This window comes from Streptococcus pyogenes (genome assembly GCF_002055535.1).
GTDB lineage: Bacteria > Bacillota > Bacilli > Lactobacillales > Streptococcaceae > Streptococcus > Streptococcus pyogenes.
In genome coordinates, this window is the sequence record NZ_LN831034.1 from 396,699 (window position 1) to 415,986 (window position 19,288).

Here is a 19,288-nt window from a genome sequence, read left to right on the forward strand (position 1 = left end):
ACTCTAGCTTACCTGTATGTAGGTCCGTGCTACACATCTTGTTAATGATAGGGAGCTGGGATCAGAAAATAATTGGTATATCGTTTTCTCCTAACTTTTTAAGAAAGTGCGGGCAAAGTGGGCTGTTAGGGTGATGGGGTTGCTCTTTCATGATCAGTTTTTTAGCTTGAAGAAAGCGTGGTGATGAGATTAGCTTAAAAAAGAACACTACCGAAATGGTAGTGTCCACTGATTTTAGGAGAGCTAAGATTGGTCATCTAACAGGAGTCTAACTGTCATGCTAATAACAGATTTGATAGCGCTGTCCCCACTTGGAAGAAAAAGAGCCTTATTTTTGTTTTTTTTGTGTTTAAGGGCTTCTTTTTTGTGAGGGTTTTGTTTTGAGTGGCCTATGGTCATCGCAGTCCTTTTCCTTTCAATAGTGTGTTTAAGAATTGGTGGTTTAGGGCTGACGGCAAGAATAAAACACAGTATGCTAATAGCTAAGATAAGATAAAACTGTTTTTTGGTCATTGTTTAGGCCTTTCTATTTGAAAAATGTAGTTGTTGTTAGTTTAGCCTTTTTGGTAGCTGGTATTTAAAATAGCATTAGCCAAGTGGTTGTACTGGCTATCTAAACGGTACTCAGTATTCCTCACGTCTTTTCCAGCAAGGAAATACCTTGTGGTGTATGCTGAATCATTCCAGGTAGCATCAACGTAGGAATTAACACCATGAATGGTAACGATGTTTCAAGCATGGTGCTCATTCAATCCTTTTTTATCACATACCAAGCTGATAAGCCTGCAGCTTCTGCCATATCTTTAAACATGACGGCATAAGCTTGACAAACACCACACTTGTCACGATAAAGAGCTTTAGGAGTATGATTGTTGATGCTGCTTACGGTTTTGCAATTGGTGCTAAGTTATTTTGTGGCGTAAGTGTATTCGTTGATTAAATGGTTATAAATAACCTTAGCCTTGTCGTAGTCACTGGTGATCGGTTTATCTGTAATATTTTTTTGACAAAGGTTTTATATTCCTTATGAAGGGCTACCAAATTGTCTTTAAGAGTATAGGTAACTGTAATATCACTGTTAACCATGATACGTTGGCTTTGTCTACCAAGTGTATAAGTACTGGTACGACTTTGGGAAGTAAATGAAGTAAGGGTTCCATAATAATCACCTCATTCGTCGAGAGTGGCACCAGGTCGTTGCTGGTTAATGGAGCTGATAGTTTGATAGTAAGTGTTTTGTCCAGACACATCATAACGGTATGCTCCTGCTGTTTCATCAGCCTTGACCTTGCTGTCAATGGCAGCAAACGCACTTAAGAGTAAAGCTGCCGCTAGGTCGCTAACACTCTTTTTAATATTTATTAGTTTTCCTGTTACAAACTAAATATAAGGGTTTCCCAAAAGTGGATTGTTTTTAAGCGAAAGGTTATCCACCAACGATAATCAGGATATCCATGATCAATGTAAAAAGCAAAGCTTTATTAACTTTTTTCATGACTGTCTCCTTTCTGATTTTCTATTTTGTACTTGTATTATATAATGGATTTAGCAGATTTTAATTTTTTGTTGTGAAAGTGGGAAAAATGGAAAAAGAACTCGGAAAAACCTTAAGGCGATTACGTAAGGGTAAGCAGGTTAGCATTTCTTTTTTAGCAGATGAATACCTGTCCAAGTCACAAATTTCAAGATTTGAACGAGGGGAATCAGAAATCACCTGCAGTCGCTTGCTTAATCTTTTGGATAAACTGAATATTACGATTGACGAATTTGTTTCGGCTCATTCCAAGACGCATACGCATTTTTTCACGCTCTTAAGTCAGGCGAGAAAATGTTATGCTGAGAAAAACGTGGTTAAATTGACCAAACTGTTGAAGGATTATGCCCATAAAGATTATGAACGAACGATGATTAAAGCTATTCTTTTTTCTATTGACTCCTCAATTGCACCTAGTCAAGAAGAATTGACTCGCCTCACAGATTATTTATTTAAAGTGGAACAGTGGGGATATTATGAAATCATTCTTCTGGGGAATTGCTCGCGCTTCATGAATTACAATACCCTATTTTTATTGACTAAGGAAATGGTAGCATCTTTTGCTTATTCGGAACAAAATAAAACCAATAAAATGTTAGTGACTCAGTTATCCATTAATTGTCTCATTATCAGTATTGACCATTCTTGCTTTGAACATAGTCGCTATTTGATTAACAAAATTGATCTTTTGCTGCGAGACGAGCTCAATTTTTATGAAAAGACTGTTTTCTTATATGTGCATGGGTATTATAAATTAAAGCAGGAAGAAATGTCTGGAGAAGAGGACATGCGGCAGGCCTTGCAGATTTTTAAGTATCTTGGAGAGGACTCATTGTATTATAGTTATAAGGAACATTACCGTCAAATAGTGCTGGGAGGTAAGGGGGATGAGGACTGGTCTGAGGCAGATTTATGAGTTGCTTTCTATCAGATGTGTTCGTAAAATAAGAAATAAGAAAGGAGAAGGACAGCTGTGTTTTTTGAAACGCAGTCAGTAGCCTAGACCTGAGTCTATTGAGTGACTTTTTTATACTGAGTTTATTCTTTGTAGGAGCAAAGGGTCTAGCTGTCCTTTAAATAACGGATTATGCCAGAATTACCAGAAGTTGAAACGGTCCGACGAGGACTTGAGACTTTAGTGCTTGGCCAAGAAATTGTGGCTGTTACGCTTAAAGTGCCAAAAATGGTTAAAACCGACTTAGAGACGTTTGCCCTGACCCTACCTGGTCAAATCATTCAGTCAGTTGGCCGTCGGGGAAAATATTTATTAATTGATTTGGGGCAATTAGTGTTGGTATCACATTTGCGGATGGAAGGCAAATATTTGCTTTTTCCAGATGAGGTCCCTGATAACAAACACTTTCATGTCTTTTTTGAATTGAAAAATGGTTCGACCTTGGTTTACCAAGATGTGCGTAAATTTGGAACCTTTGATTTGATAGCAAAATCTCAATTATCAGCGTTTTTTGCCAAACGAAAACTAGGCCCTGAACCAAAGAAAGAGACCTTTAAGTTAAAAACCTTTGAGGCTGCTCTGCTATCCTCCCAAAAACCCATAAAACCACATCTTTTAGACCAGACCTTGGTTGCTGGTTTAGGGAATATTTATGTGGACGAGGTACTTTGGGCTGCTAAGGTTCATCCAGAAACTGCGTCTTCTAGGTTGAATAAGGCGGAGATAAAACGGCTGCATGATGAAACCATACGAATCCTAGCTTTAGGAATTGAAAAGGGCGGTTCGACCGTCCGTACTTACCGTAATGCTTTGGGAGCTGATGGCACCATGCAGGACTATTTGCAGGTTTATGGTCAAACTGGGAAACCGTGTCCTCGTTGTGGACAGGCTATTGTCAAATTAAAAGTTGGAGGAAGGGGGACGCACATTTGTCCAAAATGCCAGAAAAAAAGACTATGATTATTGGCATCACAGGAGGCATTGCATCAGGAAAATCGACTGTGGTTAAGGTCATTAGAAAAGCTGGTTATCAGGTGATTGATGCGGATCAAGTGGTCCATGACTTGCAAGAAAAAGGCGGTCGTCTTTACGAGGCTCTTAGAGAAGCTTTTGGGAATCAGATTTTAAAAGCAGATGGTGAGTTAGATCGCACAAAGCTGTCAGAAATGCTTTTTTCAAACCCAGATAATATGGCAACATCCTCAGCCATTCAAAATCAAATCATTAAGGAAGAATTGGCGGCTAAGCGTGACCACTTAGCACAGAGCCAAGCCATTTTTTTCATGGATATTCCCCTTTTAATGGAATTGGGCTACCAAGACTGGTTTGATGCGATTTGGCTGGTTTATGTAGATGCTCAGACACAATTGCAGCGCTTAATGGCTAGAAATCGTTTAGACAAAGGAAAAGCAAGGCAGCGAATAGCCAGTCAGTTACCAATAGAGGAAAAAAAGCCCTATGCCAGTCTAGTGATTGATAATAGTGGGGATATTGCAGCCTTAATAAAGCAAGTACAATCTGCGTTGTTGTTATTAGCCAATCCGAGGTAGCTAAGCTGAGAGATTCGTATCATAGCTGTCAAAATCAAGCTATTTCTGTCTAAAACTAGCTGGTCCCTTTTAAATTAGCGCATCAAGGGTTATATGTTATAATAGTATTAAGAGTGAGACCCTTCTAAACACTTTAACTTATGGGTAAACACATATCGATAAGTATGATCATCAAAAAAGAGGAAGCCTATGACTACAATGACAATTGCAAAAGGCAATCAACCGATAGCCTTACAATTAGGGATGCTAAATCGTCACGGTTTGATTGCTGGAGCGACTGGAACAGGTAAAACTGTGACCTTAAAAGTGCTAGCAGAGCAATTAAGTTTAGCTGGTGTGCCAGTCTTTTTGGCAGATATCAAAGGAGACCTGTCTAATCTTACTAAAGCAGGAGAGGTGACTGATAAATTGGCTGCGCGTTTAGCCACAATCGGGGTAAGTGATTACCAGCCTCAGGCCTTTCCTGTAAGAATGTGGGATGTTTTTGGTCAAAACGGTCAACCCTTACGGACAACGATTTCTGAGCTGGGACCTATGATGTTGTCGCGTTTATTGAATCTTAATGATACCCAGACAGGTGTCTTAAACATCGTCTTTAAAATCGCCGACGAGAAAGGTTGGCTTTTGATTGATTTGAAAGACTTGCAGGCTATCTTAAAAGAAGTTGGTGACCATGCCTCAGACTACTCCAGCCATTACGGTAATATCGCTAAGCAATCTATCGGGGCTATCCAAAGAAGTCTCTTGACTTTGGAACAAGAAGGGGCCCACCAATTTTTTGGAGAGCCTGCTTTAGATGTGGCTGATTTGATGCAATTAGATGTTGCTTCGGGTTATGGAGCCATTAACATTTTGTCAGCGACTAAGCTTTTTCAATCTCCTACCCTTTACACAACCTTCTTACTTTGGTTATTATCAGAGCTGTACAAATTATTGCCAGAAGTTGGGGATTTGGACAAACCTAAGATGGTTTTCTTTTTTGATGAAGCTCACTTGCTCTTCAAAGATGCCCCTAAAGTTTTCTTGGAAAAAGTTGAACAGATTGTGCGACTTATTCGTTCAAAGGGAGTTGGGATTTTCTTTGTGACTCAAAACCCACTTGATTTGCCAGAAACGGTTTTGGCTCAGCTTGGAAATCGTATTCAGCATGCCTTTCGCGCTTATACACCGAAAGAACAAAAGGCGGTTCGTGTCGCTGCGGATACTTTCCGACAAAATCCTGACTTAGATGTGGCAAGGGTGATTACAGAACTAGAAGTCGGTGAGGCCTTGATTTCTGTTTTGAATGATAAGGGACAACCATCCATCGTTGAACGTGCCTATATCATGCCGCCTAAGAGTAGCTTTGCTGTTTTGTCAGAGATAGAGAGTCAGCAGCTTGTGCAGTCCTCACCTTTTGCCAGTAAATATAGTCAGTCCATTGACCGTGAATCTGCTTATGAAAAATTAGCTGCTAAGGTTTTAGAAGACAACCGACTGGCCCAAGAAGCGATAGCGACAGCACAACGCGAAAAAGAAGCTAAAGAAGCCATCAAGGCGCAAGCAGCTACCAAAAAAGCTAATCGGCGTTCTGTTGGGCGTTCCCACAAAACAGTCGTCGAAAAAGCAACAGATGCGTTTATTAGTACGACGGTTAGAACAATTGGGCGAGAACTGGTCAGAGGTTTACTGGGTAGTTTACGTAAACGATGAAGGCTATCAGATGAGACTTAGCACTATTATGGGACACTGTTTTTGGCAGAAATGTGTTATAATAATCAAAGGCCCAATGGAAAGAAGATGATGATCTATTAGTGATAAAGCGGTAACGACAGTGAACTGGCGACAAAATCTAAAAGTGGCTTGGCTTGGTAACTTCTTTACTGGGGCAAGCTTTTCACTTGTTATGCCTTTTATGGCTCTATATGTGGAAAATTTAGGTACTCCGACAGAATTAGTAGAATACTATGCTGGTCTGGCAGTTGCTGTGACGGCACTTGCTTCAGCTTTATTTGCTCCTGTTTGGGGGAAGTTGGCTGATCGTTATGGCCGAAAACCTATGATGCTGCGAGCCAGTTTTGTTATGACATTTACAATGGGTGGTTTAGCTATTATTCCTAATGTGTTTTGGTTACTCATTTTGAGATTATTAACAGGTGTCTTTGCGGGCTATGTGCCAAATGCCACTGCCTTGATTGCCAGCCAAGCCCCAAAAGAGGAGTCAGGTTATGCTTTAGGCACATTAGCAACAGGAGTGACAGCAGGCGCTTTAATTGGTCCTTTACTAGGGGGAATTTTGGCAGAGCTATTAGGAATTCGACAAGTTTTCTTATTAGTTGGTGTGATATTATTTTTATGTTCTTTAATGACAGCTGTTTATGTTAAAGAAGAGTTTAAGCCGGTTAGGCGCTTTGAGATGATACCTACAAAAGTCATTTTAAAACAGGTAAAAAGTCCCCAGATTATGCTTGGTTTATTTGTGACTAGTATGATTATTCAAATTTCAGCTCAATCAGTGGCCCCCATTTTATCATTGTATATTCGTCATCTTGGTCAAACTCACAACTTAATGTTTACTTCAGGCCTGGTAGTTTCGGCCATGGGGTTTTCTAGCTTATTTAGCAGTTCTTACTTAGGAAAATTAGGAGATCGATTTGGCAATCATCGGTTATTGTTAGCCGCTTTGTGTTATAGCTTTATCATGTATTTTAGCAGTGCCTTAGCGCAGACCAGTTTTCAATTAGGAGTACTACGCTTTGCTTATGGGTTTGGTGTGGGCGCTTTGATGCCAAGTATTAACTCTTTACTAACTAAGTTAACACCAAAAGAAGGTATTTCTAGAGTATTTGCCTATAATCAAATGTTTAGTAACCTTGGTCAAGTCATTGGCCCTTTTATTGGATCAAATGTGGCTGTAGTGTTAGGCTACCGTTCTGTTTTTTATGTGACTAGTTTGATTGTGTTTGTTAATTTAATATGGAGTTTGATTATATTTCGAAAATATATTAAAGTTAAGGATATTGTGTGAGAGTAAAAATTAATTTAGAATGTAGTGAGTGTGGCAGTAACAATTATCTAACCAGTAAAAATAAAAGCAGTCATCCGGAAAAAATAAAAGTTCCCAAATACTGCCCCAAGGAGAGAAAAGTGACCCTGCATGTTGAAACTTGATAAGAATTGTGTTAGAATGGTCATGACAATAGTGGAGGAAATAACATGTACAACTTACTACTTACGATATTGCTAGTACTGTCGGTATTGCTTGTGATTGCTATTTTTATGCAACCTCAAAAAAACCCAAGTAGCAATGTTTTTGATAGCAGCGGTTCAGAAGCCTTGTTTGAACGTACAAAAGCTCGTGGCTTTGAAGCATTCATGCAACGATTCACAGCAGTTCTAGTATTTTTTTGGCTAGCGATTGCACTTGTGCTTGCCATTTTATCAAGTAAATAAGGAGTGAGCTTGACAGAGTTAGTCTAGCTCATTTTTTTATCAGCGAAACGGATTGATATCCTCCAACAAACAAAACAGAAATAGAAATTAGGTATGATGAAAGAAAGAATTATGACTTACCTCAAGGAGCATGGCAAGTCCAATGTGAACGACTTGGCTGCGGCCTTGGAGATGGCTGGAGCTAAGCATTTTCCCAGCCTTATTAAAACCATTTCCAAAATGGAAAGTCAGAGCCTGTTACGGTTTTCAGATGATGGCAGTCTGGCTCTTAGAAAAGAGCGTGAAAAGAAAAAAGAACCTACTGTTCAGGGTGTTTTTCGTGCCAATAAAGCAGGCTTTGGTTTCTTACATGTGGATGAGAATGAAGATGACATGTTTATCGGTCGTAATGATGTTGGGTATGCTATTGATGGTGATACTGTCGAAGTAGTGGTTAAAAAGCCAGCAGACCGTCTCAAAGGCACAGCGGCTGAAGCTAAGGTCGTTGCTATTGTTGACCGTTCTTTAAAAACAGCTGTTGGAACCTTTATTTTAGATGATGACAAACCAAAATATGCTGGTTATATCAGGTCCAAAAACCAAAAGATTCAACAAAAAATCTATATCAAAAAAGAACCTGTTGTGCTTAAAGGCACTGAAATCATCAAGGTTGATATTGATAAATACCCGATACGCGGGCACGATTATTTTGTAGCCAGTGTGCGTGATATCGTAGGCCATCAAGGAGACGTTGGAATTGATGTCCTAGAAGTCCTTGAATCGATGGATATCGTGTCAGAATTTCCAGCAGAAGTTTTAGCTGAGGCCAATGCTATTTCAGAAGCACCAACTGCTAAAGATTTAATAGGCCGTGTGGATTTGCGTCAAGAAACCACCATTACTATTGATGGTGCGGACGCCAAAGACTTAGATGATGCTATCCATATTAAGCTATTGGATAACGGGAATTATGAACTTGGGGTACATATTGCGGATGTCTCATATTATGTGACAGAAGGATCTGCCCTTGATAAGGAAGCTATCGCCCGTGGCACTTCTGTCTATGTCACCGATCGTGTGGTTCCGATGTTACCAGAGCGTTTGTCAAATGGCATCTGCTCTTTGAACCCTAACATTGATCGTTTGACCCAGTCAGCCTTGATGGAAATTAATTCTCAAGGGCATGTGGTCAATTATCAAATCTGTCAATCAGTGATTAAGACAACTTACCGAATGACGTATAGTACGGTCAATGACATGATTGCAGGAGATGAAGAAGCGCTCCAAGAATTCGCTAGCATTGCTGATGATGTGACCCTCATGGTGGCTTTGCATAGGATTTTGGAAGCTATGCGGTCAAAACGAGGCGCCTTGAATTTTGATACGCAAGAAGCAAAAATTATTGTTAATGACAAAGGAATGCCGGTTGATGTGGTGCTTCGTCAAAGGGGCATTGCGGAGCGGATGATTGAATCCTTTATGCTAGCAGCCAATGAGTGTGTTGCGGAGCATTTTGCAAAAGCTAAGTTACCGTTTATCTACCGTATTCACGAAGAACCAAAGGCCGAAAAACTTCAACAATTTATTGATTACGCTAGCACCTTTGGTATTCACATTCAAGGAACAGCCAACAAGATTTCTCAGGAAGCCTTGCAAGCCTTTATGGCAAAAGTCGAAGGTCAACCAGGAGCAGAAGTGCTCAACATGATGCTTCTACGTTCCATGCAACAAGCGAGGTATTCTGAACATAATCATGGCCATTACGGTTTGGCCGCAGAATATTACACTCACTTTACCAGTCCGATTCGTCGTTACCCTGACTTATTGGTTCACCGCATGGTTCGTGAGTACAATCAACCTAGTCAAGAAAAGCGCGACCATTTTGCTCAGATCATTCCAGAATTAGCAACATCTTCTTCACAGTTAGAGCGTCGTGCTATTGATGCTGAACGCGTGGTTGAAGCCATGAAAAAAGCTGAGTATATGGCAGAGTATGTCGGCGAAGAATTTGACGGTATCGTTTCCAGTGTCGTTAAATTTGGTTTTTTTGTAGAATTGCCAAATACGATTGAAGGTTTGGTTCATATCACTAGCTTACCGGAATACTATCACTTTAATGAAAGAACGCTAAGCCTTCAAGGTGAAAAATCAGGTAAGGTCTTTAAGGTCGGTCAACCTATTCGTGTGAAATTGGTTAAGGCTGACAAGGAAACTGGTGACATTGACTTTGAGTATTTACCTAGCGACTTTGATGTGGTTGAAAAAATCAAGATGTCGGATAAAGCTAGTCGACGAGATCGCCGTAAATCCTCAAAATCATCTAAAGGGACAAAGAAAAAAGAACCTAAAGAAGTAGCCAAGGCAAAAACCAAGGGTAAAACTAAAAAAGGGTCTAAAAAACCATTTTACAAAGAACAAGCAAAAAAGAAGAGTCGTAAAAGGAGTTAACTATGGCAAAAGGTGAAGGTCATATACTGGCGCAAAATAAAAAGGCTAGACATGATTATCACATTGTTGAAACCGTTGAAGCAGGGATTGTCTTAACGGGAACTGAGATTAAAAGTGTTCGTGCAGCTCGTATTCAACTGAAAGATGGCTTTGCCCAAATTAAGAATGGGGAAGCGTGGTTGGTCAACGTGCATATTGCACCTTTTGAACAAGGTAATATTTGGAACGCTGATCCTGAACGAACCCGCAAACTGCTGCTCAAAAAACGTGAGATTACGCATCTAGCAAATGAACTTAAAGGATCTGGCATGACCTTAGTTCCTCTCAAAGTTTACCTCAAGGATGGCTTTGCTAAAGTTCTGATTGGTCTAGCTAAAGGGAAACACGAGTATGACAAACGCGAAACCATTAAACGCCGTGATCAGGAAAGAGATATTAAAAAACAAATGAAACACTACAATGCAAGGTAAGGTGAATGAGTATTATGATAACTAAAGGACAAGTTCGTTTGTTACGAACTTATTCTTATGATAGCAACTTATACACGCAGGGATTAGAACAACTCAACAACAATCATATATTACTTAGTGCCGGTCGTTATGGTTTCTCAAAAGTAGGGGTGTATGACCTTACTCAAGAGATCTTTTCAGAAAAAATAGCTTTTCCAGATACAGTTTTTGCAGAAGGGCTAACAGTTGTTGAGGATTATTTTTGGTTACTAACCTATAAAGAGGGTGTAGCCTACAAGTTTGATAAGGCTACCTGCAATTGTTTAGGGGCCTATCCATTTGAAGGAGATGGCTGGGGATTAGCCTATGATAAGGAAAACCAGTGTCTTTGGATGACTAGTGGAAATGCTTTTTTGCAAAAGCGAGACCCCAAAGATTTTGCTTTATTGGATACCGTACTAGTTGCTATAGAAAGTGTCCCCATCTCAATGCTTAACGAATTAGAGTATGTAGATGGTTATCTCTATGCCAATATTTGGCAAACCAATACTATTGTCAAACTCCAACCTGATTCTGGAAAGGTGGTAGCCACCTATGATATTAGTCCTTTGTTAAAAGCCTTAAATCTTGATAAGTCCCATTACCCTGACCTTAATGTTTTGAATGGGATTGCTCATTTAGATCAACAACGTTTCTTAATTACTGGCAAACTATACCCGCTGATGTTAGAAGTAGTATTAGATTAAGATGACAATTGAGAAAGACCGATGAAAAGTTTCCCTAGGTCTTTCATTTTTAGCACAAAAAAACAGAGTTAGTTCATATCTCTGTTTTTTTAAAATAGGTTTAGTAGCGTCACAGTCAGTGAGTAGCGCCCCCTACACGTTTTAAATCGGAACGATCTTTGAAATCGACAATGGCAAAAATAGCAGCCTCAATTCCTCTTGTAATATCATCGAGGTTCATGGCAGCTGTATTAGGTTTATCAACAACCTGTTCCATCATAAAGGGAATATGCATAAACCCAGCTTTGGCATTTGGACAATATTTATCCACTAAGTAAAGGGCTTGATACATCAAATGATTGCAAACAAAGGTACCAGCTGTATTAGAAACAGAAGCAGGAAGTCCAGCCTGATGAATGGCAGCAACCATCGCTTTGATTGGCAAGGTTGAAAAATAAGCTGCTTTACCATCTGCACGAATAGGTGTATCAATAGGCTGATTCCCTTCGTTATCAGGAATGCGAGCATCGTCTTGATTAATGGCAACGCGTTCTGGCGTTAGTCCAGTCCGGCCACCAGCTTGCCCAATACAAAGGACTGCATCAGGTTGAAAGCTTTCGATATGCTGCTGGAGCACATCGGCAGATTTTTGAAAAACCGTTGGAACTTCAATACATTTGATTTCTGCTCCATGAATGGTTGCTGGCAATTTCTTGATAGCTTCAAGGGCAGGATTAATAGCTTCGCCGCCAAAGGGATCAAAGCCTGTTACAAGAATTTTCATAATAATGTCCTTTCAATGAATAACTGACGCTACTAACTTAGCAAAAAAGTTAATAATAAGCAAGTAAATACATTAAGGCAATGTGACTAATAATTAAAACAAGGGCGATAGGAGCTTGCTTTTTGATAACTGCATTTCGATCTTTGATCTCCATCAAAGCAACAGGCAAGGCATTAAAGTTTGCTGCCATTGGTGTTAATAAGGTACCACAAAAACCAGCAGTCATAGCTAAAGCACCGGCAATAATAGGGTCAGCTCCTAAAGCAAAAACAAAAGGAACACCGATACCGGTTGTAATAACGGTAAAGGCAGCAAAAGCGTTTCCCATAATCATAGTAAAAATAACCATGCCAAGCACATAAGCGAGAACGCCAAAGAAGCGGCTATCAGCAGGTACAATCTCCCGAATGAGAGAAGCAATCACATCACCAACACCAGCAGCTGCAAAAATAGCTCCTAAAGCTCCTAAGAGCTGTGGCAAAATACCGCTTGTGGACACTTGTTGGTTCATCCGATTATTTTCAGCTAAAAGAGCAGATGGTTTTTGCTTAGTGATTATTAAAATAGCAATAGTGGCTAAGATACCAGCAATCCCAATGGCACTTTTACTGAAATCAGGAAGGATCAAGGCAAGAAGTAGAGAAATCATAGCCATTAACATAACTGGTAAGAAAATCCAGTTACCAATGCGGTGAGCACTTTCTTCAGCTTTTTGTTCATTAAAGGCTGGTAATGTTCCAATACGAACTTGCTTAAACAAGGTTAAAAGAGCTAGGACAATCACGATAAAACCGATAACTTTATTAGGCAAAAAGGCACCGCCAACGAAGGTAACACCCAGCAATCCCCAGAACAGAGCTGTCCCAAAATAGACAGGGTTGGTTTTATCTTTAAAGGTGCAGTAGGCTGTGTGAAACAGTTGCAAGCCGATAAGGATATATATCGTTTCTAAAACAAGGTTTGCAATGTTAGCCATTAGTTATCTCCTTTCTGATGTTGACGTTCCATTTTTTTCTCAAAGAGGTAATTGTAAATAGCAACTATAATAATAGAGATAATAGCAATTAAAATAGAAGAAAATGCAATTTTAGCTTGGTTACCATCATAGCCAAGCTGTTCTAAAGTTCCAGCGATAAGTAGGACACCTCCTGCGCCAACAAAGGTATTTTGGGCAAAGAAATTGCCAAAGTTTTCATTGGCAGCTGCCATAGCTTTGATGTCATCTTTTTCTGCATCGGTCAACTCTTCTCCAATGTTGGCTTTAGCAGCAGCTTCTCCCATAGGTTGAATCAAGGGTCGAACGAACTGTGGATGTCCCCCTAGTCGAATCGAAAAGAGACCTGCTAATTCTCGAATAATAAGGTAGAGAGTCAATAAACGGCCGACGGTAAGGGCTTGAACACGTTGAATCAACTGAGTAGCTCGGTGTTTCAGCCCATAAGTTTCTGACAAGCCGATAAGCGGTAAAGTGATGAAGAAAATGGTTAGCAAACGTTGATTGGTAAATTCTTTTCCTAAAATATCTAGAAAATCAATAAACGAAATTCCTGAAACCAGCGCGGTAACAAGTCCTGCAACAACTACGGTAGCGATAGCATCACATTTTAAAATAAACCCTAATACGATAATCACAATACCGATTAATTTAATCCACTCCATAAAGAACTCCTTTTTCAATAGTATGACGATTATAACATTAGTCGCTAGGATTTGCAAAAAGGCTCAACCTAATAGTTCCTTTTCTACTTAAAGTGTTAAGGAGGGTGATACTATTTTGGAAAGGTCATTATCATTTGGTATAACGGGCTTAAAAAGAAAGCTTCGCGCACAGAAGGAGTAGGAAACGATTGATGAGAAAAATGTTTTAATTTAATGTTTTTCTTTGATAATATAGAGAGGCCTTTTTTTAGTTTCAAGGAATATTTTTGAAATATATTTTCCAATAATACCCATGCAAAAGAGCTGAATGCCTCCCATGAATAAAATAATAGAGACAGTGCTGGCCCAACCAGAGACAGGATCACCAAAGAGTATCTTTCTGATAATGATAAATAAGATGGCGAAAATAGAAATCAAAAAGCTGAAAGTCCCTGTCCAGGTAGCAATGGTTAACGGCATTTCTGAAAAGTTGATAAAGCCATCTAAAGAATATCGGAGCAACTCCCAAAAATGCCAACGACTTTTTCCATATTTGCGTTTTTGGTTTTCAAAACTAAGATAGGTGATACGATAACCAACCCACGAAAAGATCCCTTTTGAAAAACGATTAACCTCTCCCAACTCAAGAATGCTATCAACGACTTGTCTGGTCATTAACCGATAATCCCGAACTCCATTGACCATTTCAGTATCTGATAAGTGTTTGATCAGTCCATAAAATAGATTCGAACACATTGAACGAATTAGTGGTTCTCCTTGTCTATTTTGGCGCCTGGTGCCAACGATGTCATAACCTTCTTTTAGCTTAGCGTACATAATTGGCAAAAGTTCGGGTGGATCTTGCAGATCCACATCCATCACAGTAATGTAATTGCCTTTGGCTTCTTTTAGTCCAGCTAAGAGCCCAGCTTCCTTGCCAAAATGGCGTGAAAAAGACAGATAATGCACATTTGGAAAGCGAGCAGCTAGCTCACGCAAAATACCCAAGGTGTTATCCTTAGAACCATCATCAATAAAAATGTATTCAAAAGCAAGTTGGTTGGTCATGGACGTTTCTAGTTGATGCATTTCTTCAAAATAAGGGAGAATGTTTGCTTCTTCATTAAAGCAGGGGACAATGATAGATAGTAGTGTCATAGACTTTTCTTTCAAATGGAATTTTAGGGCAATTGTAACACAAAAGCTGAGATATTTCAAAACTCTGTTAATAATGAGATTGTCCCAATCGTCAGGTTAAAAAATAAAACAACAGAAGCTTTAAAGCTTCTGTTGTTAATAGTATTAGTTGTTTAAATCAATGACTTCAATTTTGTAGCCATCTGGATCCTGAATGAAATAATAGCGGGCAGATTTGTCAGCCAGTTCTTTGATATCGGTAACTGGAAAACCTGCTTGTCGATGTTTTTTATGGTCTGCTTCAAAATGTTCAGAGCCAAGGGCAATATGACCATAGCCATTTCCTAAGTCGTAGTCGCCATGACCATAATTGTAGGTTAATTCTAATTCATAACTTTCTCCTTCTAAAGCCAGATAAACAAGAGTAAATTGACTATCTGGAAAATCTTTACGATAGTTTTCCTTAAAAGGGAAGGCACTTGTGTAAAAAGCAACCGACTGGTCAAGGTCTTTGACGCGGATACAGGTATGTAATGCTTTCATTTTAATCTCCTTATTTAACGACTGAAATCACTTCTTCTTTAGGCTTACGAACTTGAGCATGTTTGGGATCTCGCAAACGATAGCCTAGGGATAACATGCTAGCAATGCCTTCTTTTTCTAAATCAATCACATTATGCTTAGCTAGGATATGATTGACCTTATCATAATGAAAGCCTTCAATAGGGCAAGTATCAATGCCCAAAAGAGCAGCTGTCATCATCATATTACCAAGAGCGATATAGGTTTGTTTAGCTGTCCAATCAAAGAGTGCCCGAGGATTATCTGCCATATCCATGTCCTCTTTTTGGAAAGATTCATAGAGTTTTAGGCGGCTGTTGAGACCATCACCTTCTTTGATACCACGCCGTAAAAGGCTATTTTTGATAGCAGGGCTATCGTATCTTGCATGTTTTTCGGCTATTAAAAGAATAAAGTGACTAGCTGTTTCCAGTTGATACTGGGCTCCCCAGGCAAAGGGCTTGATTTCTTCTTTAATAGGCTTGTTGTCTAAAACGACAAAGCGCCAGCCTTCTAAGCCAATAGAAGAAGGGCTTAACCAAGCAGCATCAAGGATAAGGGCTAAATCCTCATCAGAAATCTTTTCTTCCTTATAAACACGAACGGCTGTTCTAAAGTGTAGTGCTTGCTGTATTTGGTGATGAATGGTTTGATCCATACGAATACCTTCCTTTCGCGAGGGTTTGTTTAACCAGATGGTAGAGGCTTAGCCTTCAAAATAAAGCAACTCTTTTGGAGTATGGGTAAAGACTTCAAAGCCATTTTTAGTGACATGGCCACAGTCTTCGATGCGCACACCGACCTTTCCTGGAATGTAAATACCAGGTTCAACAGAGAAGCACATACCTTCTTCAAGGACCAAGTCATTGCCAGCCATAATGGAGGGAAATTCGTGGACATCCATGCCGATACCATGTCCCAAGCGGTGGTTGAAGTACTCACCATATCCAGCCTTTTCAATCACTTGACGAGCAGCAGCATCTACTTGAGCAGCTGTTACACCTGGTTTGATAAAGTCAATAGCCGCTAGTTGTGCCTCTAGGCAGAGATTGTAGATATCGATTTTAAATTGGTCTGGCTGACCAACAGCCACAGTTCTGGTCATATCACTGGTGTAGCCTAAGGTCTCAACACCTAAGTCAAAGAGAAGTAGGGCATTGTTTTCAATGTTATTTGTTCCAGGAATGCCATGGGGATTGGCTGCATTATTTCCAGTTAAGACCATAGTGTCAAAGCTCATTTTATGAATGCCTTGTTTTTTCATTTCAAACTCAATTTGAGCGATGACGTCTGTTTCGGTAGCATCTAAGGAAATATTGTCAAAACCAACTTGAACAGCCTTATCAGCGAACTGCCCGGCAATCATCATTTTATTGATTTCATCAGCTGATTTGACGAGGCGCATGCCTTGGACATAAGGGGTTAGATTGTTAAATTGTCCTGAAAAGATAGTCTGCAAGCCATGGAACTTATTGACGTTAAGGTGGTCAAATTCAGCATAAATGGTTTTGGCTGCTGTATTTGGTAAAACGGCCTTGATCTTTTCCCAAGGATTTTCAGAGTCAACATAACCAAACACAGGAAATGATATGGCCTGGCTAGCTCTGGCCACCTCAAGGGCAGGTACAAAAAGCACAGGAGCTAAATCATGGTAGACAAACAAGAACAGTTGTCTTTCATGTGGGTCACAGAAGAATCCAGTTAAATAGTTAATCGTAACAGGATCTGAGAAAATCGCCAATTCAGCTCCCTTTTGGTCAAGATACAAACGTATTTGGTCTAATTTTGTCATAGGCTAACCTTCTTTCTACTTACTATTTTTTCAAAAAAAGCTTAAAAAATCAAGCTTCGAGTTAATTTTTGAAAACTTTTTCAAAAATTAACCTATAACACTTGAAAGTGGTTACAAATCATGCTAAAATACTTTTTGAAAGCGTCATTTTCAAATAGAAAGGAAGATAAAAAATGAATACAGATGATACCATTACAATTTATGATGTTGCCCGTGAAGCTGGTGTTTCAATGGCAACCGTTAGTCGTGTTGTTAATGGCAATAAAAATGTTAAGGAAAATACACGTAAGAAAGTTTTAGAAGTTATTGATCGCCTTGACTATCGTCCCAATGCTGTCGCGCGTGGTCTCGCCAGCAAAAAGACAACAACCGTTGGCGTTGTGATTCCAAATATTGCAAATAGTTATTTTTCTATCTTAGCTAAGGGTATTGACGATATCGCCGCTATGTACAAATATAATATTGTGCTTGCCTCCAGTGATGAAGATGATGACAAGGAGGTTAATGTTGTCAATACCCTTTTTGCCAAGCAAGTGGATGGTATTATTTTTATGGGGCATCACTTGACAGAAAAAATCCGGGCCGAGTTTTCACGCTCTCGTACTCCAGTTGTTTTGGCAGGAACTGTAGATCTTGATCATCAATTACCAAGCGTCAACATTGACTATAGAGCTGCGGTGTCAAACGTTGTTGATATTTTAGCTGAAAATCATAAGTGTATCGCTTTTGTGTCAGGACCACTCATTGATGATATCAATGGTAAAGTGCGCTTAGCAGGTTACAAAGAAGGGTTGAAGCACAATAAGCTTGACTTCAAAGAAGGCCTTGTTTTTGAAGCGAACTATTCTTATAAAGAAGGATTTGAATTGGCGCAGCGCGTCATTAACTCAGGAGCAACAGCGGCTTATGTGGCTGAAGATGAATTGGCAGCGGGCCTTTTAAACGGCTTGTTTGAAGCAGGTAAACGCGTACCAGAGGACTTTGAAATCATCACCAGCAACGATTCACCAGTGGTTCAATACACTCGTCCCAATTTGAGTTCTATCAGTCAACCTGTTTATGACTTAGGTGCTGTTAGCATGCGGATGTTGACTAAAATCATGAACAAAGAAGAGTTGGAAGAAAAAGAAATTCTTTTGAATCATGGTATTAAAAAACGTGGGACAACTAAGTAACTGTGAATTATGAGCACCATCTAACAAAAAGTATCACAATAGACTGTTTCTTCAATACTAAAATCAGCCTTAGGGCTGATTTTTGCATGTCTTAGTGAAAAATACTATAAAATGAGCTATAATAGAACTTATGAAAGTCTTATTGTATTTAGAAGCAGAAAATTATCTAAGAAAATCAGGAATTGGTCGAGCGATTAAGCATCAGGCTAAAGCCTTGTCACTTGTTGGTCAACATTTTACGACTAATCCAAGAGAAACTTATGATTTGGTTCATCTCAATACCTATGGTTTAAAAAGTTGGCTGCTGATGATAAAAGCACAAAAAGCTGGTAAGAAGGTTATCATGCATGGGCATTCTACAGAAGAAGATTTTAGAAATTCTTTTATTTTTTCAAATCTATTATCTCCTTGGTTTAAAAAATACCTTTGTCACTTTTACAATAAGGCAGATGCTATCATTACCCCTACCCTATATTCTAAGTCTTTGATTGAGAGTTATGGAGTGAAGTCACCTATTTTTGCAGTGTCAAATGGGATTGATTTGGAGCAGTACGGAGCAGATCCTAAAAAGGAAGCAGCTTTTCGTCGCTACTTTGACATTAAAGAGGGTGAAAAAGTGGTTATGGGAGCAGGATTATTTTTTCTGAGGAAAGGAATTGATGACTTTGTCAAAGTTGCCCAAGCTATGCCAGATGTTCGTTTTATCTGGTTTGGCGAGACCAACAAATGGGTCATTCCTGCTCAAGTTCGCCAAATGGTCAATGGTAACCACCCGAAAAATCTTATTTTCCCAGGATACATTAAAGGGGATGTTTATGAAGGTGCCATGACTGGTGCAGATGCCTTTTTCTTTCCAAGTCGTGAAGAAACAGAAGGCATTGTTGTCTTAGAAGCCTTGGCCAGTCGCCAGCACCTTGTTTTACGTGATATACCAGTTTACTACGGATGGGTTGATCAAAGTAGTGCGGAATTAGCAACCGATATACCAGGTTTTATAGAAGCTCTGAAAAAAGTCTTTTCTGGTGCCAGCAACAAAGTTGAAGCTGGTTACAAGGTTGCCCAGAGTCGTCGCCTAGAAACGGTTGGCCATGCCTTAGTAGATGTCTATAAAAAAGTAATGGAGTTATAA

22 protein-coding genes are annotated in these 19,288 nt (G+C 39.5%); 12 read left to right on the top strand and 10 right to left on the bottom strand.

The genetic code is table 11. The features are described 5' to 3' along the window. Window positions 1-243: 243 nt before the first annotated feature. The 3 genes from stcA to shp2 all read right to left on the bottom strand — a co-directional run bounded on the left by stcA (window position 244) and on the right by shp2 (window position 1,495). Complete coding sequence (stcA, locus tag B6D67_RS02200) at window positions 244-513, bottom strand: quorum-sensing system protein StcA (protein WP_010921974.1); 270 nt, start codon at window positions 511-513, stop codon at window positions 244-246. Window positions 514-1,034: 521 nt separating this feature from the next. Further along, window positions 1,035-1,277, bottom strand: a complete 243-nt coding sequence (locus tag B6D67_RS10535) for a hypothetical protein (RefSeq protein ID WP_029714026.1) — start codon at window positions 1,275-1,277, stop codon at window positions 1,035-1,037. 149 nt (window positions 1,278-1,426) lie between these two features. Beyond that, window positions 1,427-1,495, bottom strand: coding sequence for a peptide pheromone SHP2 (gene shp2, locus B6D67_RS10080; RefSeq protein WP_128650799.1), 69 nt, complete (start codon window positions 1,493-1,495; stop codon window positions 1,427-1,429). Window positions 1,496-1,583: 88 nt separating this feature from the next. Here shp2 and rgg2 point away from each other — a divergent pair, with 88 nt between their 5' ends. The 10 genes from rgg2 to B6D67_RS02255 all read left to right on the top strand — a co-directional run bounded on the left by rgg2 (window position 1,584) and on the right by B6D67_RS02255 (window position 11,093). Continuing rightward, window positions 1,584-2,450: a quorum-sensing system transcriptional regulator Rgg2 gene (rgg2, locus tag B6D67_RS02210; RefSeq protein ID WP_002990747.1), complete on the top strand. Its 867-nt coding sequence runs from the start codon at window positions 1,584-1,586 to the stop codon at window positions 2,448-2,450. 171 nt (window positions 2,451-2,621) lie between these two features. Beyond that, a complete protein-coding gene (gene mutM, locus B6D67_RS02215; protein ID WP_010921975.1) occupies window positions 2,622-3,449 on the top strand; it encodes a DNA-formamidopyrimidine glycosylase in 828 nt (275 codons plus the stop codon). Further along, entirely contained in the window at window positions 3,446-4,039 is a 594-nt protein-coding gene (gene coaE, locus B6D67_RS02220; protein ID WP_010921976.1) for a dephospho-CoA kinase, read from the top strand. Before mutM ends, coaE begins: the two co-directional genes overlap by 4 nt. Before the next feature lie 189 nt (window positions 4,040-4,228). Beyond that, on the top strand, window positions 4,229-5,731 hold the full coding sequence (locus tag B6D67_RS02225; protein ID WP_010921977.1) for a helicase HerA-like domain-containing protein: 1,503 nt from the start codon (window positions 4,229-4,231) through the stop codon (window positions 5,729-5,731). A gap of 121 nt (window positions 5,732-5,852) precedes the next feature. Further along, window positions 5,853-7,046, top strand: coding sequence for a multidrug efflux MFS transporter (locus B6D67_RS02230; RefSeq protein ID WP_011285425.1), 1,194 nt, complete (start codon window positions 5,853-5,855; stop codon window positions 7,044-7,046). Beyond that, entirely contained in the window at window positions 7,043-7,189 is a 147-nt protein-coding gene (rpmG, locus tag B6D67_RS02235; RefSeq protein ID WP_002990729.1) for a 50S ribosomal protein L33, read from the top strand. The genes B6D67_RS02230 and rpmG overlap by 4 nt, the downstream gene beginning before the upstream one ends. 45 nt (window positions 7,190-7,234) lie before the next feature. Further along, window positions 7,235-7,471, top strand: coding sequence for a preprotein translocase subunit SecG (gene secG / locus B6D67_RS02240; RefSeq protein WP_002985700.1), 237 nt, complete (start codon window positions 7,235-7,237; stop codon window positions 7,469-7,471). 93 nt (window positions 7,472-7,564) lie between these two features. Next, window positions 7,565-9,898, top strand: coding sequence for a ribonuclease R (gene rnr / locus B6D67_RS02245; RefSeq protein WP_010921980.1), 2,334 nt, complete (start codon window positions 7,565-7,567; stop codon window positions 9,896-9,898). A gap of 2 nt (window positions 9,899-9,900) precedes the next feature. Then, complete coding sequence (gene smpB / locus B6D67_RS02250; protein ID WP_002994152.1) at window positions 9,901-10,368, top strand: SsrA-binding protein SmpB; 468 nt, start codon at window positions 9,901-9,903, stop codon at window positions 10,366-10,368. 5 nt (window positions 10,369-10,373) lie between these two features. Next, window positions 10,374-11,093, top strand: coding sequence for a glutaminyl-peptide cyclotransferase (locus B6D67_RS02255; protein ID WP_010921981.1), 720 nt, complete (start codon window positions 10,374-10,376; stop codon window positions 11,091-11,093). A gap of 115 nt (window positions 11,094-11,208) precedes the next feature. Here B6D67_RS02255 and pcp read toward each other — a convergent pair whose 3' ends face one another. The 7 genes from pcp to B6D67_RS02290 all read right to left on the bottom strand — a co-directional run bounded on the left by pcp (window position 11,209) and on the right by B6D67_RS02290 (window position 16,984). Next, window positions 11,209-11,856, bottom strand: a complete 648-nt coding sequence (gene pcp, locus B6D67_RS02260; protein WP_002994169.1) for a pyroglutamyl-peptidase I — start codon at window positions 11,854-11,856, stop codon at window positions 11,209-11,211. A 49-nt stretch (window positions 11,857-11,905) separates the two neighbouring features. After that, a complete protein-coding gene (locus tag B6D67_RS02265; protein WP_002985692.1) occupies window positions 11,906-12,832 on the bottom strand; it encodes a DUF979 domain-containing protein in 927 nt (308 codons plus the stop codon). After that, entirely contained in the window at window positions 12,832-13,515 is a 684-nt protein-coding gene (locus B6D67_RS02270; protein WP_002990714.1) for a DUF969 domain-containing protein, read from the bottom strand. Before B6D67_RS02270 ends, B6D67_RS02265 begins: the two co-directional genes overlap by 1 nt. Window positions 13,516-13,725: 210 nt before the next feature. Next, the gene (locus B6D67_RS02275) at window positions 13,726-14,652 is read right to left on the bottom strand and encodes a glycosyltransferase family 2 protein (protein ID WP_002994177.1); all 927 of its coding nucleotides are present in this window, start codon (window positions 14,650-14,652) and stop codon (window positions 13,726-13,728) included. 144 nt (window positions 14,653-14,796) lie between these two features. Further along, window positions 14,797-15,174 (bottom strand): lactoylglutathione lyase, encoded by a 378-nt coding sequence (gene gloA / locus B6D67_RS02280; protein WP_002985686.1) that lies wholly within the window; start codon window positions 15,172-15,174, stop codon window positions 14,797-14,799. 10 nt (window positions 15,175-15,184) lie between these two features. Beyond that, window positions 15,185-15,850: an NAD(P)H-dependent oxidoreductase gene (locus tag B6D67_RS02285; protein WP_010921982.1), complete on the bottom strand. Its 666-nt coding sequence runs from the start codon at window positions 15,848-15,850 to the stop codon at window positions 15,185-15,187. Window positions 15,851-15,898: 48 nt separating this feature from the next. Continuing rightward, entirely contained in the window at window positions 15,899-16,984 is a 1,086-nt protein-coding gene (locus tag B6D67_RS02290; protein ID WP_002985682.1) for an aminopeptidase P family protein, read from the bottom strand. A gap of 173 nt (window positions 16,985-17,157) precedes the next feature. On the opposite strand from B6D67_RS02290, the gene ccpA reads away from it, so the two are divergent. Together ccpA and B6D67_RS02300 are read left to right on the top strand one after the other, a co-directional pair. Continuing rightward, entirely contained in the window at window positions 17,158-18,159 is a 1,002-nt protein-coding gene (gene ccpA, locus B6D67_RS02295) for a catabolite control protein A (protein ID WP_002985680.1), read from the top strand. A 130-nt stretch (window positions 18,160-18,289) separates the two neighbouring features. Further along, window positions 18,290-19,288 carry an LTA glycolipid anchor biosynthesis glycosyltransferase, IagA/BgsA family gene (locus tag B6D67_RS02300; protein ID WP_002985678.1) on the top strand — a complete coding sequence of 333 codons (999 nt, stop codon included), beginning with the start codon at window positions 18,290-18,292 and terminating at the stop codon, window positions 19,286-19,288.